15 protein-coding genes and 1 pseudogene are annotated in these 15,679 nt (G+C 67.9%); 7 read left to right on the top strand and 9 right to left on the bottom strand.

Annotated elements, in window-relative coordinates; all coding sequences use genetic code 11:
* Nucleotide 1 precedes the first annotated feature (1 nt).
* The 4 genes from ilvD to ACSFBL_RS30565 all read left to right on the top strand — a co-directional run bounded on the left by ilvD (nucleotide 2) and on the right by ACSFBL_RS30565 (nucleotide 4,675).
* A complete protein-coding gene (gene ilvD, locus ACSFBL_RS30580) occupies nucleotides 2-1,738 on the top strand; it encodes a dihydroxy-acid dehydratase (RefSeq protein WP_435519576.1) in 1,737 nt (578 codons plus the stop codon).
* Nucleotides 1,739-1,762: 24 nt separating this feature from the next.
* Entirely contained in the window at nucleotides 1,763-2,752 is a 990-nt protein-coding gene (locus ACSFBL_RS30575; RefSeq protein WP_435519575.1) for a Bug family tripartite tricarboxylate transporter substrate binding protein, read from the top strand.
* A gap of 145 nt (nucleotides 2,753-2,897) precedes the next feature.
* Nucleotides 2,898-3,689: a class II aldolase/adducin family protein gene (locus ACSFBL_RS30570; RefSeq protein WP_435519574.1), complete on the top strand. Its 792-nt coding sequence runs from the start codon at nucleotides 2,898-2,900 to the stop codon at nucleotides 3,687-3,689.
* An 8-nt stretch (nucleotides 3,690-3,697) separates the two neighbouring features.
* Complete coding sequence (locus ACSFBL_RS30565) at nucleotides 3,698-4,675, top strand: 2-dehydropantoate 2-reductase (protein ID WP_435519573.1); 978 nt, start codon at nucleotides 3,698-3,700, stop codon at nucleotides 4,673-4,675.
* 20 nt (nucleotides 4,676-4,695) lie between these two features.
* Here the strand turns inward: ACSFBL_RS30565 and ACSFBL_RS30560 are convergent, their stop codons facing one another.
* Together ACSFBL_RS30560 and alr are read right to left on the bottom strand one after the other, a co-directional pair.
* The gene (locus ACSFBL_RS30560; RefSeq protein WP_435519572.1) at nucleotides 4,696-5,418 is read right to left on the bottom strand and encodes a hypothetical protein; all 723 of its coding nucleotides are present in this window, start codon (nucleotides 5,416-5,418) and stop codon (nucleotides 4,696-4,698) included.
* A gap of 10 nt (nucleotides 5,419-5,428) precedes the next feature.
* Nucleotides 5,429-6,517 carry an alanine racemase gene (alr, locus tag ACSFBL_RS30555; RefSeq protein ID WP_435519571.1) on the bottom strand — a complete coding sequence of 363 codons (1,089 nt, stop codon included), beginning with the start codon at nucleotides 6,515-6,517 and terminating at the stop codon, nucleotides 5,429-5,431.
* Nucleotides 6,518-6,693: 176 nt separating this feature from the next.
* Here alr and lplT point away from each other — a divergent pair, with 176 nt between their 5' ends.
* From lplT to ACSFBL_RS30540, 3 genes are read left to right on the top strand one after another with little or no spacing between them, the layout of a single operon-like run.
* Nucleotides 6,694-7,998, top strand: coding sequence for a lysophospholipid transporter LplT (gene lplT / locus ACSFBL_RS30550; RefSeq protein WP_435519570.1), 1,305 nt, complete (start codon nucleotides 6,694-6,696; stop codon nucleotides 7,996-7,998).
* Between the two features lie 7 nt (nucleotides 7,999-8,005).
* Entirely contained in the window at nucleotides 8,006-8,908 is a 903-nt protein-coding gene (locus ACSFBL_RS30545; protein WP_435519569.1) for a DMT family transporter, read from the top strand.
* A complete protein-coding gene (locus ACSFBL_RS30540; RefSeq protein WP_435519568.1) occupies nucleotides 8,905-9,390 on the top strand; it encodes a glutathione peroxidase in 486 nt (161 codons plus the stop codon). Before ACSFBL_RS30545 ends, ACSFBL_RS30540 begins: the two co-directional genes overlap by 4 nt.
* A 135-nt stretch (nucleotides 9,391-9,525) precedes the next feature.
* Here the strand turns inward: ACSFBL_RS30540 and ACSFBL_RS30535 are convergent, their stop codons facing one another.
* From ACSFBL_RS30535 to ACSFBL_RS30505, 7 genes and pseudogenes are all read right to left on the bottom strand, one after another.
* Nucleotides 9,526-9,966, bottom strand: coding sequence for a carboxypeptidase regulatory-like domain-containing protein (locus ACSFBL_RS30535; RefSeq protein ID WP_435519567.1), 441 nt, complete (start codon nucleotides 9,964-9,966; stop codon nucleotides 9,526-9,528).
* Nucleotides 9,967-10,053: 87 nt separating this feature from the next.
* Nucleotides 10,054-11,292 (bottom strand): glycolate oxidase subunit GlcF, encoded by a 1,239-nt coding sequence (glcF, locus tag ACSFBL_RS30530; protein WP_435519566.1) that lies wholly within the window; start codon nucleotides 11,290-11,292, stop codon nucleotides 10,054-10,056.
* A gap of 9 nt (nucleotides 11,293-11,301) precedes the next feature.
* Nucleotides 11,302-12,399, bottom strand: coding sequence for a glycolate oxidase subunit GlcE (gene glcE, locus ACSFBL_RS30525; protein WP_435519565.1), 1,098 nt, complete (start codon nucleotides 12,397-12,399; stop codon nucleotides 11,302-11,304).
* A 55-nt stretch (nucleotides 12,400-12,454) separates the two neighbouring features.
* Nucleotides 12,455-13,375: an SMP-30/gluconolactonase/LRE family protein gene (locus tag ACSFBL_RS30520; RefSeq protein WP_435519564.1), complete on the bottom strand. Its 921-nt coding sequence runs from the start codon at nucleotides 13,373-13,375 to the stop codon at nucleotides 12,455-12,457.
* A gap of 139 nt (nucleotides 13,376-13,514) precedes the next feature.
* Complete coding sequence (locus tag ACSFBL_RS30515) at nucleotides 13,515-15,062, bottom strand: ammonium transporter (protein ID WP_435519563.1); 1,548 nt, start codon at nucleotides 15,060-15,062, stop codon at nucleotides 13,515-13,517.
* Between the two features lie 27 nt (nucleotides 15,063-15,089).
* Nucleotides 15,090-15,428: a P-II family nitrogen regulator gene (glnK, locus tag ACSFBL_RS30510; RefSeq protein ID WP_028249673.1), complete on the bottom strand. Its 339-nt coding sequence runs from the start codon at nucleotides 15,426-15,428 to the stop codon at nucleotides 15,090-15,092.
* Nucleotides 15,429-15,486: 58 nt separating this feature from the next.
* Nucleotides 15,487-15,679, bottom strand: a pseudogene (locus ACSFBL_RS30505) (TorF family putative porin); the annotation flags it as partial.

Raw genomic sequence — 15,679 nt, 5'->3', positions numbered from 1 at the left:
GATGACCGACCCAGCGAACAAGAGCGGCAAGCCCTTCCGCTCCGCCACCATCCGCGACGGCGTGATCCGTGCGACCACGCGCAGCTTCCTGCACGCGCTGGGGCAGGACGACGAGGACATCGCGCGTCCGCACATCGGCGTGTTCCACACCGGCGGCGAGATGAGCCCCTGCAACCTGAACCTGCGCGACCAGGCCCAGCATGCCAAGACCGGCATCTACGCAGGCGGCGGCACGCCGCACGAGTGTCCGGTGGTGTCGGTGAGCGACGGCCTCACCATGGCGCACTCGGGCATGCGCTTCTCGCTGATCTCGCGCGAGCTGATCGCCGACAGCGTGGAGGCTTCGACGCGCGGCCACCAGTGGGACGGCATCTTCGCCATCGGCGCGTGCGACAAGAACCTGCCGGGCCTGATGATGGGCATGGTGCGCTGCAACGTGCCGAGCGTGTTCGTGCATGGCGGCTCCGCCTTGCCGGGCCAGATGCCCGGGCCCGATGGCCGCGACCTCAACGTCGTCGACACCTACGAGACCATCGGCAAGGTGCTGGCCGGCGACGCCACCGCCGACGAGCTTGAAGCGATGAGCCGCGCCTGCCTGCCCACGGCAGGCGCCTGCGCGGGGCAGTTCACCGCCAACACCATGGGCATGGTGTCCGAGGCGCTCGGCCTGGCGCCGATCGGCTCCAGCATGGTGCCGGCCGTCTTCAGCGAGCGTGCACCGCTGATGCGCCGCGCCGCGAAGTCGCTCATGCGCGCCGTGATGGGCGAAAGCCCCCTGCCCCGCGACATCGTGACGCGCAAGGCGCTCGAGAACGCCTGCGCCGTGGTGTCGGCCACGGGCGGCTCGACCAACGCCGCGCTGCACCTGCCGGCCATCGCGCACGAGGCGGGCATCAAGTTCCACCTCGACGACGTCGCCGAGGTGTTCGCGCGCACGCCGCTGATCGCCGACCTGCGGCCTGGCGGCAAGTACCTTGCGCGCGACGTGTTCTACATCGGCGGCGCCGGCGTGATCCTGCGCACGCTGCTGGAACAAGGCCACCTGCATGGCGACGCGATGACCTTCACCGGCCGCACGCTGGCCGAGGAAGTGGCCGACGCGGCCGAGCCCGACGGCCGCGTGGTGCGCAAGGCCGGCGACCCGATCTCGCGCGACGGCGGACTGGCCGTGCTCAAGGGCAACCTGTGCCCAGACGGCGCGCTGCTCAAGACCGCAGGGCTGAGGACGCTGGTGCACCGCGGCCCCGCGCGCGTCTTCGACTCCGAGGAAGAGGCCCAGACGGCGGTGCAGAACCGCCGCTACGAGCCGGGCGACGTGATCGTGATCCGCAACGAGGGCCCCAAGGGCAGCCCCGGCATGCGCGAAATGCTCGGCATCACCGCGCTGCTCTACGGCCAGGGCATGGGCGACAAGGTAGCGCTGCTGACCGACGGGCGCTTCTCGGGCGCGACGCGCGGGCTGTGCATCGGCTACGCGGGCCCCGAGGCGGCCGATGGCGGCCCGATCGCGGCGCTGGTGGATGGCGACGTGATCGCGATCGATGCGCGGGCGGAATCCCGCAGCATTGCGGTGGAATTGACCGATGAGGAAATCGCTGCGCGACTGGCGAAACGTGAGGTAAACGCGGGGGTCCGGCATGGCGGCTTGCTGGAAAAATATGCGCTCACCGTGCGCCCGGGCCACCAGGGCGCCGTGACCCACTCCGGCGCAGTCACCTGGCTGCGCGACGAGTCCTGAAGCACCACCCTTGGAGACATCCGCATGAACTTCACCCGCCGCAGCCTGCTGCAAACCACCGGCGCCTCCGCCCTGCTCGCAAGCATCGGCCAGCAGGCCTTCGCGCAAGCGTCGTTCGAGACCGCGCGCATCATCACGGGCTTCGCGGCCGGCGGTACATCGGACACCACCTGCCGGCGCCTCGCGACCAAGCTCGCGCCGGACTACGCCAGGTCGGTGGTGGTCGAGAACCGCACCGGCGCGGGCGGCCAGATCGCCGTCACCTACGTGAAGAGCCAGCCGGCCGACGGCGCGACCATCCTGCAGACGCCGACCTCGATCCTCACGATCTACCCGCACATCTACAAGAAGCTGCCGTACGACCCGGTCGCCGACCTGTCGCCGGTGTCGCTGGCCTGCATCTTCGACTTCGGCTTCGCGGTCGGCCCGGGCGTGCCGGCGAGCGTGAAGACGGTGCCCGAATTCCTGGAATGGGTGAAGGCCAATCCCGCCGGCGGCAACTTCGGTTCGCCCGCCGCGGGCTCCACGCCGCACTTCATCGGCGCCCTGCTCGGCAAGAACGCCAACGTCGATCTCAAGCATGCGGCCTACCGCGGCACGCAGCCGGCGATGCTGGACCTGCTCGGCGGCAACATCTCGGCCGTCTCGGGCCCGATCGGCGACATCACGCAGCATCTGCCGACGGGCAAGGTGCGCATCCTGGGCGTCTCGGGCACCAAGCGCAGCGCTTTCGCGCCCGACGTGCCGACCTTCGGCGAACAGGGGCTCAAGGACATGGCATTCAGCGAATGGTTCGCCTTCTTCCTGCCGGCCAAGGCCGCGCCGGAAACCGTGAACCGCCTGAACGCCGCGATGAAGACCGCGCTGGCCAGCAAGGAAGTGATCGATGGATTGCACGGCTTCGGACTGGAGCCGATGTGGTCGACGCCCACGGAACTGGCCGACCTGCTGAAGAAGGACACCGCCATGTGGGCGCCGATCGTCAAGAAGATCGGCTTCACGGCAGAGGCTTAGTAAACCCCCAGGCTTGCTCGCTTCGCGTAGCCGCCCACCCCCTTGCAGGGGGCAATACCTGCGGCCCGGCGAAGCCGGATCCGCGGTATTTCTGGGATGGCAGTCGCGCTGGGATGGGATGGGGTTTGGAATTTAAGGAGCTGACATGAACACACTTGCCGCCACGCCGTCTTCGGCGTTGGTCCATCCCTCCCTTCATCCGGACGAGCGCGCGGCGCGGCTGCAGCTGGCGGCCTGCTATCGGGTGTTCGCGATGCTGGGCTGGACCGAGATGATCTACAACCACATCACGGTGCGGCTGCCCGACAGCGTGACGGGCGGCGAGAAGCAGTTCCTCATCAATCCCTTCGGCCTGCACTACAGCGAGGTCACGGCCAGCAACCTGGTGAAGATCGACCTGCAGGGCAAGGTGCTCGACGGCTCGACCTGGCCGGTCAACCCGGCTGGGTTCACGGTGCATGCGGCGATTCACGACAGCTTGCCCGGTGCGCATTGCGTGATGCACACGCACACGACGGCCGGAGTGGCTGTCGCCTGCCTGCAGGGTGGGCTGCAGCAGACCAATTTCTATACGGCGCAGTTGCACGACATGGTGGCGTACCACGACTTCGAGGGCATCACGATCCATGCCGATGAAGGTCCGCGCCTGCTGAAGAGCATCGGCGACCGCAAGGCGGTAATCCTGCGCAACCACGGCCTGCTGGCCTGGGGCCAGACGCTGCCGCAGACGTTTGCGATTCTGTGGACGCTGCAACGCGCCTGCGAGATCCAGATGGCGACTTTCTCGATGGGCGCGGCGATTCCCGTGTCCGAGGACATCGCGCGGAGGTGCACGCGCGACGCGCTGCAATTCAACCCGAACCATGGTGCGGGCCAGGACGTCTTCGACGCGCTTGTGCGACAAGTCGACAGAATCGACGACTCTTACAAAAGCTGAACTGAACTATGAAGGTTTGCATCTACGGCGCCGGCGCGATCGGCGGCTGGATCGGGGTGAAGCTCGCGCAGGCGGGCTGCGAGCTCGACGTGGTCGCGCGTGGCGCGACGCTCGACGCACTCAAGCGCGACGGCCTCACGCTGGTGAGCGGCGACACGCGCGTGTCCGTGCCTGTCCACGCGAGCAGCGACCCGAAGGCGCTGGGTGTGCAGCAGCTGGTGGTGGTCGCGGTCAAGGCGCCGGCGCTGCCGGCCGTGGCGCAGCAGATCGCCCCGCTGCTCGGCCCCGAGACGATCGTGCTCACGGCCATGAACGGCGTGCCGTGGTGGTTTCTGCAAGGCGGCTTCGGCGGCGACCTGGCCGGCGCGCAGCTGGAGGCCATCGACCCGGGCGGCAAGATCGACGCGGCCATTCCGGCGAAGCACGTGATCGGCTGCGTGGTGCATGCGAGCTGCTCGCTCGATGCGCCGGGCGTCGTGCGGCATCACTTCGGCAACGGCCTGATCATCGGCGAGCCCTCGGGTGAAGCGACGCCGCGCGCGCAAGCGCTGCGCGACCTGCTGGCGCGCGCGGGCATCGACACGAAGCTCTCGCCCCAGATCCAGAAGGACGTCTGGTACAAGCTCTGGGGCAACATGACGGTCAACCCCATCAGCGCGTTGACCGGCGCGACCACCGACGTCATCCTCAACGACGACCTGGTGCGCGGCTTCATCTCCACGATCATGCTGGAGGCGAAGGAGATCGGCGCGCGCATCGGCGTGCCGATCGCCGAGAGCCCCGAGGACCGGCACGCCGTCACGCGCAAGCTCGGTGCGTTCAAGACCTCGATGCTGCAGGACGTGGAAGCCGGGCGTGCGGTTGAGCTCGATGCGCTGGTATCGGCGGTGCGCGAACTCGGTCAGCGGGCGGGCGTGCAGACGCCGTTCACCGATGCGCTCCTAGGGCTCGCGCGCCTGCGGGCGAGGCAACTGGGCCTGTACTGATTCGGACTGATCCGGGCGCTTCAGCGCTTCAGGACGACCCGCACGGCCCCGGGCAGCGAGTGCACCTGGGGCATGAAGCGGTCGATGACCGCGCCGAGCACCACCGCGCACAGCAAGGCCCCCAGCAGCGGCTTCCACGTCAGCCGCACCGCGACGGCCAGCCAGCCTTCGCGCGCCACGCGCACCGCGACGCGTGCCGACACATACGAGAAGGCGACCTCGATGGCGACCGCCAGCAGCGCATCCCAGCCGAAATAGAGCAGCACCAGCGCACCGGCGCCGAGCACGATCGCGAGGCAGATCAGGAAGATGGCGAGCACCGGCACCACGATGACCGCGCCCTCGTCGGCGCCCGCGACGACGTCGAGCGCGCCGCTGGCGACGTCGGAGATGCCGCTGGCCGAGCCCACGTCCGCGCCTCCGCCATGCGCGGACGGCCAATCGACGACCCCGGGGTCTGGCAGGTCGGGATTGAACCGGGCGTTGTGCTGCACCAGGCGTCCCGCCCACCAGCGCAAGACCGCCAGGTAGGCGAGATAGCCCACGCCCAGTGTGATGAAGTAGCGCGTGGCCAGCGACTCGACGCCCAGGTGCATCTGCAGGTGCGACACCAGCCACATCAACAGCAGGGTGAAGGTGCCGATCAGCAGGCCGTGCGTGCGCAGGTTGTAAGTGCGGTGCAGGTCGCGTTCGACCTGCGTTTCCCACAGGCGCACGGAGCGCCAGTCCGAAAGAATCTTCAAACGCCGGCCTTCAGTCGACCGCGGACGGCACCCGCATCGCCACGGCGCACATGAGCTCGTAGCCGACGGTGCCGGCCGATTGCGCCACTTCGTCGATGGACAGCAGCGCGCCGCTGGACGCACGGCCCCACAGCGTGACCTCGCTGCCGAAGCCCGCGTCCGGAACCGGCGTGAGGTCGACCGTGACCATGTCCATGCTCACGCGCCCCAGCGTGCGCGTGCGCACGCCGTTCACGAGCACGGGCGTGCCGGTGGTGCAATGGCGCGGGTAGCCGTCGCCATAGCCGACCGCGGCAACGCCGACGCGCAACGGGCCTTCGGCCGTGAATCTCGATCCGTAGCCGATGGTGTCGCCCGCCTTCAGGGTCTGCACGCCGATCAACCGCGTGGACAGCGTCATGCCTGGCTGAAGCTGCCAGTGCGCGGCGTCGTGCTCGGGGTAGTCGGGTGCACTGCCGTACAGCAGGATGCCGGGACGGACCCAGTCCGCGCGCGTGCTCGCCGCGTGGCGCAAAGTGGCTGCGCTGTTGGCGACCGACCGCTCGCCCGGCAGATCCTGCGTGGTGCGCTCGAAGACGTCGATCTGGTGCGCGATGCCGCGCGGGCCGTCCGAGTCGCTGAAGTGCGTCATCAGCGTGATCTCGTCGACCTGCGGCAGCGCATTCAGTCGCGTCCATGCCGACCGGAAGCGCTCGGGCGCGAAGCCCAGGCGGTTCATTCCCGAATTCATCTTGAGGAAGACGCGCTGCGGCGCCTGCGTCTTGTGGGCCGCCAGCATGTCGATCTGCTCGTCGCAGTGCACGGTATGCCAGAGGTCGAGACGCGAACACAGCTCCAGGTCGCGCGCGTCGAACACGCCTTCGAGCAGCAGCACGGGGCCGCGCCAGCCGAGGTCCCGCACGCGCGCGGCCTCGTCCAGGTCCAGCAGCGCAAAGCCGTCGGCGGCGCGGAAGGCGTCGAACACGCGCTCGATGCCGTGGCCGTAGGCATTCGCCTTGACGACCGCCCATACCCGGGAGTCGAGGGCGGCGCGGCGCGCGCGGTCGAGGTTATGCCGCAGTGCAGCAAGATGGACAGTGGCGAGGATCGGACGCGGCACGGTAAAAAAACCCCGGGGAAAGCAGGAAACACTCACACAAATGACGCGCACGGCGTGGCGCCCGCGTCATGGCATTTTGACATCGCACCCCCATGCTATAACCGCGCAGCCGGCACTTAAGCGGCCCCTCGTCCACTATCGCCAGCAGTCTCACTTTCTGGCCAGCCAGCCCATCGATGAAGCGCGGTTTCTACACGATCATGTCGGCCCAGTTCTTTTCGTCACTGGCCGACAATGCGCTTTTCGTTGCTGCCGTGGAACTGATGCGAACCAACGGCGCACCTGAATGGCAGCGCGCTGCGCTGGTCCCGATCTTCACCATCTTCTATGTCGCGCTCGCACCGCTGGTCGGCGCCTTTGCCGACGCCTTGCCCAAAGGCAAGGTCATGTTCATCAGCAACGCGATCAAGGTGATGGGCTGCGTGATGATGCTGTTCGGCTCGCACCCGCTGTTTGCCTACGCCATCGTGGGCCTGGGCGCGGCGGCGTACTCGCCGGCCAAGTACGGCATCCTGACCGAACTGTTGCCCGCATCGCAGCTGGTCAAGGCCAACGGCTGGATCGAGGGCCTGACCATCGCCTCGATCATTCTCGGCATCGTGCTCGGCGGCCAGCTGGTGGGCCATGCGCTGTCGAGCCACCTGCTGGCGCTCGACATCCCGGGCATCGACACCGGCATCGACACGCCGCCCGAAGCGGCCATCGCGGCACTGATCCTGGTCTACATCCTGGCCGCCTGGTTCAACACGCGCATTCCCGGCACCGGCGTGGAGATGCGGCCGCTGCGCGCGAATCCGCAGCACAGCTTCGTCCGCAACATGGCCGCGCTGCTGCCTGACTTCTGGCACTGCAATTCGCGGCTGTGGCGCGACAAGCTCGGGCAGATCTCGCTGGCGACGACCACCCTGTTCTGGGGCGCGGGCGGCAACCTCAAGTACATCGTGCTGGCCTGGGCCTCGCTGGCGCTGGGCTACAACACGGCGCAGGCCTCGTCGCTGACCGGCGTGGTCGCCATCGGCACCGCGGTCGGCGCGATCGTCGCCTCGGTTCGCATGCGGCTCGACATGGCGACGCGGGTGATCCCGCTGGGCATCGGCATGGGCGTGCTGGTGATCGGCATGAACTTCATCGGCAACATCTGGCTGGCCGTGCCCTTCCTGATCCTGCTGGGCGGGCTCGGCGGCTTCCTCGTGGTGCCGATGAACGCGCTGCTCCAGCACCGCGGCCACAACCTGATGGGCGCGGGCCGGTCGATCGCGGTGCAGAACTTCAACGAGCAGTCCTGCATCCTGATCCTCGGCGCGTTCTACAGCGCCTGCACCGGCCTGGGCATGTCGGCCTATGCGGCTATCACCGCCTTCGGTGTCGTGGTGGCCGGCTTCATGTGGCTCATCAAGCGCTGGCACCAGAACAACCTTCGCAAGTACCCCGAAGAGGTCGAGCACCTGCTCGCCATCGCGCGCAGCGACAAGCACCATTGATCCCGTCTTGCCCGCCATTGCGCTGATCTTCAACGCCTTCGTCTGGGGCGTCTCCTGGTTTCCCTTCCGTCAGATCGAGAGCCACGGCGTTCACCCGGTGTGGGCGACCTGCGTGATCTACGCCGCGATCGCGCTGGCGATGGTGCTGTTGCGCCGCAGCATGTGGCACGTCTTCGCCCGGCACCCCGGTCTCGTGCTGCTGGGCCTGGCGGCGGGCTTCACCAACGTCGGCTTCAACTGGGCGGTGACGCAGGGCGACGTCGTGCGCGTGGTGCTGCTGTTCTACCTGATGCCTTTGTGGAGCGTGCTGCTGGCGTGGGTCTTCCTGGGCGAGCGGCCGACGGCCTCGGCGCTGGCGCGCGTGGCGCTCGCACTCGTCGGCGTCGCGGTCGTGCTCAAGACGCCGGAGACCGACTGGCCGATCCCGTCGAGCCTGCCGGACTGGCTCGGCGTCGCGGCCGGATTCAGCTTCGCGGTGACCAACATCCTGCTCCGCCGCCTGCGCAGTGCGCCGGGCGAATCGCGCGCGCTGGCGATGTTCGGCGGCTGCGCGCTGGTGGCCGGCGCGACGGCGCTCGCGGGGACTGCGCTCGGCGCCATCCCCTCGCCCCCGTTGGCCGTACCGGGATGGTGGGGCTGGGCCTTGCTGCTGGGCGTTGCCTTCGTCTTTGCCAACGTCTGCCTGCAATACGGCGCAGCGCGTCTCGCGGCGAGCGCGACCTCGGTGATCATGCTGTCGGAGGTGCTGTTCGCCAGCAGCTCATCGGTGGCGTTGGGCGCGGCGACGATGGATGCGCGCATCTGGATCGGCGGTGCATTGATCGTGCTGGCCGCCGTGTGGTCGGCGTTTGCGCGATCGCCGGCCGGCGACGATGATCGGCGCCATCCCCTTCAGAAAGACAGGCCATGACCAGCGTCTACGACTTCGAAGCCCGCCAGATCAATGGCAAGGCGGTGCGCCTTTCCAAGTTCAAGGGCAAGGTGCTGCTGATCGTCAACACCGCCAGCAAGTGCGGCTTTACGCCGCAGTTCGAAGGGCTCGAGGCGCTGTACGAGAAGTATTCGGCCAAGGGCCTCGCAGTGCTCGGCTTCCCGTCCAACCAGTTCGGCAACCAGGACCCCGGCACCAACGCGGAAATCGGCGCCTTCTGCGTGGAGAACTATGGCGTCAGCTTCCCGATGATGGAGAAGATCGACGTGAACGGCTCGAACGCGGCGCCGCTCTACAAGTGGCTCGTGAAGGAAGCGCCCGGATTCCTCGGCAGCACGGCCATCAAATGGAACTTCACCAAGTTCCTGATCGGCAAGGACGGCCAGGTCATCCGCCGCTACGCCCCGCTCGACAAACCCGAGTCGATTGCCCGCGACATCGAGACAGCCCTCGCCGCATAGAACTCCCCCACCGGCTTCGTGAAACACCGCGGAACCGGCTCCGCCGGGCCGCCGGTGTTGCCCCCTTGAGGGGGAGGCGGCTACACGAAGTGAGCAAGCAACGGGGGTGGATCAAAACCAAGCAACGGGGGTGGGTCAAAATCTGAAGTCTGCGGTCTTCGATCCACCGCCCAGCGTGACGACCTGGGTCTTGGTGACGCCATCGCTTGCAGCCTCGACGGTGTAGCGGCCAGGCGGCAGGTTCACCAGGCACACAGGCCCGTTCGCATTCATGACCAGGGCAGTGGCGCCGGCTGAATCCTTGACCGTCACTGCGACGTCCGCCAGATAGGCGCCGCCCGCGCGTGCGAACAGCAGCGACAGCGGGTGGTCCTTCATCTCGGCGCGCATGGCGACGGATTCATCCGAGCCGATCCCGCCGCACCGGTACGTCGCCGAACCGTCGCTCTTCATCGCAGGCGCGACGGCAGGAACAACAGCCGGCACGACGGCGGTCTGCGCATGCGCCAGCCAGGGCGCAAGGGCGCAGGCACCGACAACGGCCGCGCGAAACACGAAATGCTTTGAAGCGTGCATGAAGGCACTCCCCGTAGTGAACATGCACGCATGCTCGTGCGGCACCGCTTTTCGGGGAGTCGGACCAGAACCCCAGTCCGTGTGCGATCAGGCCGCCGGCGTGTACGCCAATGCTTCGTCCAGCAGTTCGACCCAGTGCCGCACCGGCGTCTCGCTGCCGCTCTGCAGGTGGGTGATGCAGCCGATGTTGGCCGAGACGATGGTCGTCGGCCTGAGCTGGTTCAGGTGGCCGAGCTTGCGGTCGCGCAGCGGATAGGCCAGTTCGGGCTGCAAGACCGAGTAAGTGCCGGCCGACCCGCAGCACAGATGCGATTCGTTCTGCGCGACCTGCACGTCGAAGCCCAGCGCGCGCAGGTTCACCTCCACCCCGCCGCGCAGCTTCTGCCCATGCTGCAGCGTGCAAGGCGGGTGGTAGGCGATCACGCCGGCCGGCGCGGTGACGCGACCCTTCAGCGCCGGCACGAGCCCAGGCAGCAGTTCGCTCAGGTCACGCGTGAGCGCACTGATGCGCTGCGCCTTGGCGGCGTAGGCCGGATCGTCCTTGAGCATGTGACCGTACTCGCGCACCGTGACGCCGCAGCCCGAGGCATTCATCACGATCGCCTCGACCTCCTCGCGCTCGACCTGCGGCCACCACGCATCGATGTTGGCGCGCATCTGCGCCTTGCCGCCTTCGTGGTCGTTGAGGTGGAACTTCACCGCGCCACAGCATCCCGCACTGGGCGCGACGACCGCCTGGATGCCGGCCGCGTCGAGCACGCGCGCCGTGGCGCTGTTGATGTTGGGCGCCATCGACGGCTGCACGCAGCCGGCGAGCATCAGCACCTTGCGCGCGTGGGTGCGCGTGGGCCAGACACCGGCTGGCTGCGGGGCCGGCACCTTGGCCTTGAGCTTGGCGGGCAGCAGGCCGCGCACCGACTGGCCGAGCTTCATCGCGGGCGCGAAGAGCGGTGAAGGGAGCGCTTCCTTCAGTGTCCAGCGCACGGCCTTTTCGAGGGTCGGGCGCGGCACCTTCTCGTCGACGATCCTGCGGCCGATGTCGACCAGGTGGCCGTACTGCACGCCGCTCGGGCAGGTGGTCTCGCAGTTGCGGCAGGTGAGGCAGCGGTCGAGGTGCAGCTGCGTGCTGCGCGTCGGCGCCTTGCCTTCGAGCACCTGCTTGATCAGGTAGATGCGCCCGCGCGGTCCGTCGAGTTCGTCGCCGAGCAACTGGTAGGTGGGACAGGTGGCGGTGCAGAAGCCGCAGTGCACGCATTTGCGCAGGATCGCCTCGGCCTCTCGGCCGTCGGCGGTGCCCTGGAATTCGGGAGCGAGTTCGGTTTGCATGCGTGGGGATCAGTCCGCGGGGTAGAGCCGTCCGCGGTGGAAGACGGCATGGGGGTCAAACTCCTTCATCAGCGCGCGATGAATGCGCTCGACGGCAGGGCTGAGCTTGTCGAAGCGTCCGAGCACGCGGTGGCCGTGAACGTCCGAAGGCATGAACAGCGTCGCATGGCCGCCGACCACACGCGCCGCCGCACGGAGTTGCGGACGCTGGTCGGGCGGTGCCATGTACCAGCGTTGCCCGCCATGCCATTCAATCATCGGCGCGCTATCGATATCCAGCACCGGTGCGGTCTGCGGCACCGACAAGCGCCACAGGTCGCGCGATCCGCGACCGCCGAACCACGGGTGCTGCTGGTCGCGCAGCGACTGCCAGCCGGCTGCCGTGCGGTCAGCACTCTGGCGCTCCCCGCCCAGCTGCCTGCACGCTGCCTCGACCGCAGCCACCGCGCCACGCAGGCGCAGCGATAGCACGCCCGCACCGTCACGCTCGCGCCAGACACTCGCATTCAGCGGCAGCGGACGACCGCCCCATTCGTTGAGCAGTCGCAGCGCATCGGCCTGGCTGCAGGCAAACTCCAGCGTCTCTTCGGCAGGCGCGACCGGCAGCACCTTGAGGCTCACTTCGGCGATGAGCCCGAGCACGCCCAGCGATCCAGCGAGCACGCGCGACACGTCATACCCCGCGACGTTCTTCATGACCTGCCCGCCGAAGGTGAGCACTTCGCCCCGCCCGTTCACCAGCGTCGCGCCAAGCACGTAGTCGCGCACGGACCCCACGCTCGCCCGCGAAGGTCCGCTCAGCCCGGTGGCGACCATGCCCCCGACCGTCCCGCCCTCACCGAAACGCGGCGGCTCGAAGGGCAGGCACTGTCCCTTCCCGGCCAGCACGGCTTCGAGCTCGGCCAATGGCGTGCCGGCTCGCGCCGTCACGACCAGTTCGCTCGGTTCATAGCTGGTGATGCCTGTGAGCCCGGCAGTGGAAAGCGGCTCACCCTGCGGCGGTTCGCCATAGAAGTCCTTGGTGCCGCCCCCACGGATGCGCAGCATCGTGGTGTCGGCGACAGCGGCGCGTATGCGCTCGGTGATCTGGCTGATGGCTGGATCCATGCCGGCGATCCTACAGCCAGCACAGCCCCACGAACCGGGCGAGGCTGGGGGTGAGTCATTCCATGAAGAAGGCCACGGGCAATCCAGGCGTATCCACACGGATCGACAGCACATGACCCGACGCCGGCCGCTGTTCGAGTTCGGAAACGGATCGCCCGCGTCGCGCGCTCGTGACGAACAACGTGCGCAGGTCGTCGCCGCCGAAGCACGGCATCGTCGGACACTGGACAGGCGTCGGCAATGCGGCCACCTGCTCGCCCGATGGCGCGAAGCGCAGCAACTGTCCGCCCTCGAACATCGCGACCCAGTAGTGGCCTTCGGCATCGACCGTGGCGCCATCAGGGCGGCCTTCGTAGCGGACGAGCGATTCGGGTGTCCAGCCCGCGGGCTTGTCGGCGAACTGTCGGAACACGCGCGGATTCGACAGCCGGTTGGGTCGCGCTGCCCAGGTCCACGCGCGCACGACGTGTGCCGCGGTATCGGCCCAGTAGAGCGTGGGTTCGTCCGGCGCGAAGGCCAGGCCGTTGGCGGTGGTCGCCTCGTTGGCCATCTGCGTCAACGTCGGCGCGCGGCCCGCACGCGCGTCGAGGCAATAGAGCGCGGCGTTGGGGCGGTCCTTGGCCTCGTTGAGGCTGCCTGCCCAGAAGCGGCCCTGTGGATCGCACTTGCCATCGTTGAAGCGCATGGTGCGCACGTCATGGTCGACCTTCGCCATCGGCTCCAGCGCGCCGGCCCATTCGCGCGCGCGGTAGATGCCGTCGCGCAGTGCAATCACGAGGCCGCCGCTGCGCGCCGGTGCCATGCAGCCGGGCTCGGTCGGCAGGCTCCACCGCTCGACCTGGGCCGCATGGATGTCGCCGCGCGTGCGCAGCACTGCGCGCCCCGGGATGTCGAGCCAGTAGAGCGAGCGCTCGACCGGATGCCAGAACGGTGATTCGCCGAGCTGGCTGAGGCTGTCGTTCAGGGTGGTCCACATGGCCGCAGCTTAAAGGGGAAATCATTTCGGACGAAAAAAGGCCCGCCGGTGCCGAAGCACGAGCGGGCCGAACATCCAGAGGAGACTCTCGCAGAAAACTCTTTGTCGGATCGGGCCGCACGGGGCGGCCCGTCGAAGATCAGCGGCTGTACGCGGTCTCGCCGTGCGACGAGATGTCGAGGCCTTCGCGCTCTTCCTCTTCGCTCACACGCAGGCCGATGGTGAGGTCAGCGATCTTGTAGGCGATGAAGGACACGACGCCCGACCACACGATCGTCAGCATCACGGCCTTGAGCTGGATCCAGACCTGTGCGCCGATGCCGTTGGAAATCACGCTGGCCGTGACCCAGTCGCCCACGAGGCCGGGGCCGCCGAGCGATTGGGTGTTGAAGACACCGGTCAGCAGCGCGCCGACGATACCGCCGACACCGTGCACGCCGAACACGTCGAGCGAGTCGTCCGCGCCGAGCAGCTTCTTGAGGCCATGCACGCCCCAGAGGCAGGCGAAGCCGGCGACGAGGCCCACGACGATCGCGCCCATCAGGCCGACGTTGCCGGCTGCCGGCGTGATCGCCACGAGGCCGGCGACGGCACCCGAGGCGGCACCCAGCATCGAGGCCTTGCCGCGCATCAGCGCTTCACCGATGCACCATGCGAGCACCGCCGCTGCGGTGGCCGAGAAGGTGTTCATAAAGGCCAGCACGGCGCTGGTGCCGGCTTCGAGTGCGGAACCCGCATTGAAGCCGAACCAGCCCACCCACAGCAGCGAGGCACCGACCATGGTCAGCGTCAGCGAATGCGGCGTGAAGGATTCCTTGCCGTAGCCGATGCGCTTGCCGATCAGGAAGGCACCCACGAGACCGGCAACGGCCGCGTTGATGTGCACCACGGTGCCGCCCGCGAAGTCGAGCGCGCCCCATTGCCAGATCAGGCCGGCCTTGTCGTTCATCGCGTCGACGACTTCCTTGCTGGCGTAGGCGTCCGGGCCCATCCAGAACCAGACCATGTGCGCGATCGGCGCATAGCTGAAGGTGAACCAGATCGCCATGAAGAGCAGCACGGCCGAGAACTTCACGCGTTCGGCGAAGGCACCGACGATCAGGCAGCAGGTGATGCCGGCGAAGGTGGCCTGGAACGCGGCGAACAGCAGCTCGGGGATGTAGACACCCTTGCTGAAGGTCGCGCCGGGTGCGAACACGCCGGTGGACGCGTCGAAGATCCCCTTCATGAAGAGCCGGTCGAAGCCCCCTATGAAGGCGTTCCCCTCGCTGAAGGCCAGGCTGTAGCCGTAGATCAGCCAGAGGACCACGATCATCGAGAAGGTGACCATGACCTGCATCAGCACCGACAGCATGTTCTTGCTGCGGACCAGGCCGCCGTAGAACAGTGCGAGGCCGGGGACCGTCATCATGATGACCAGCAGCGTGGAGACCATCATCCAGGCGGTATCGCCCTTGTTGAACGAAGGCGCGGGCGCCGCGGCGGGTGCAGCCGTGGCAGCGGCGGCATCGGGAGCCGCTGCGGCGGGGGCCGCAGCCGGTGCGGCGGCGGGCGCCGCGGCCGCGGGCGCAGCGGGCGCCGTCGCAGCCGGTGCAGCGGCAGGTGCCGCTGCGGTCTGTGCAAAGCCGGATGTGCCGGCCGCCAGCACGCTCAGGCCGAGCGCGAGTGATACAAGGAATTTTTTCATTTCGGTTTGTCTTTCGTGCCTTGCGTGTCAGAGAGCTTCGCGGCCCGTTTCACCGGTGCGGATGCGCACGACCTGCTCCAGGTCGTAGACGAAGATCTTCCCGTCACCGATCTTGCCGGTGCGTGCGGCGGCTTCGACGGCTTCGATCACGCGCTCGACCAGTTCGTCGGCCACGGCCGCTTCGATCTTGACCTTGGGCAGGAAGTCGACCACGTACTCCGCGCCGCGGTACAGCTCGGTGTGGCCCTTCTGGCGGCCGAAGCCCTTGACCTCGGTGACCGTGATCCCCTGCACGCCGATCGCCGACAGCGCTTCGCGCACTTCGTCGAGCTTGAAGGGTTTGATGATGGCTGTGACCAGCTTCATGATGTTTCTCCTACAGATGAAAGGGACGGCGCAACCACCGGGGCCACGCCTTCTGTGACTAGAGCGTCTTGGTCAGCGTGAGAATGAAGCGCGTCACATTCGGCGAGAAGGTGGAGCCGCCGACAGTTCCGAGCGCGGTGCCCGTGGGGATGCCGGGCGAGGCCACCAGGTTGAAGGCGCTCTGGTTGTTGCCGCCCTGGATCCAGCCGCCCAGTGCCAGGCCGCTGCCGAAGTCGTAGGACACGCCCACG

Origin of the sequence: Variovorax glacialis (assembly GCF_051216375.1) — a bacterium.
GTDB lineage: Bacteria > Pseudomonadota > Gammaproteobacteria > Burkholderiales > Burkholderiaceae_C > Variovorax.
This window is presented reverse-complemented; position numbering and strand designations above follow the sequence as displayed.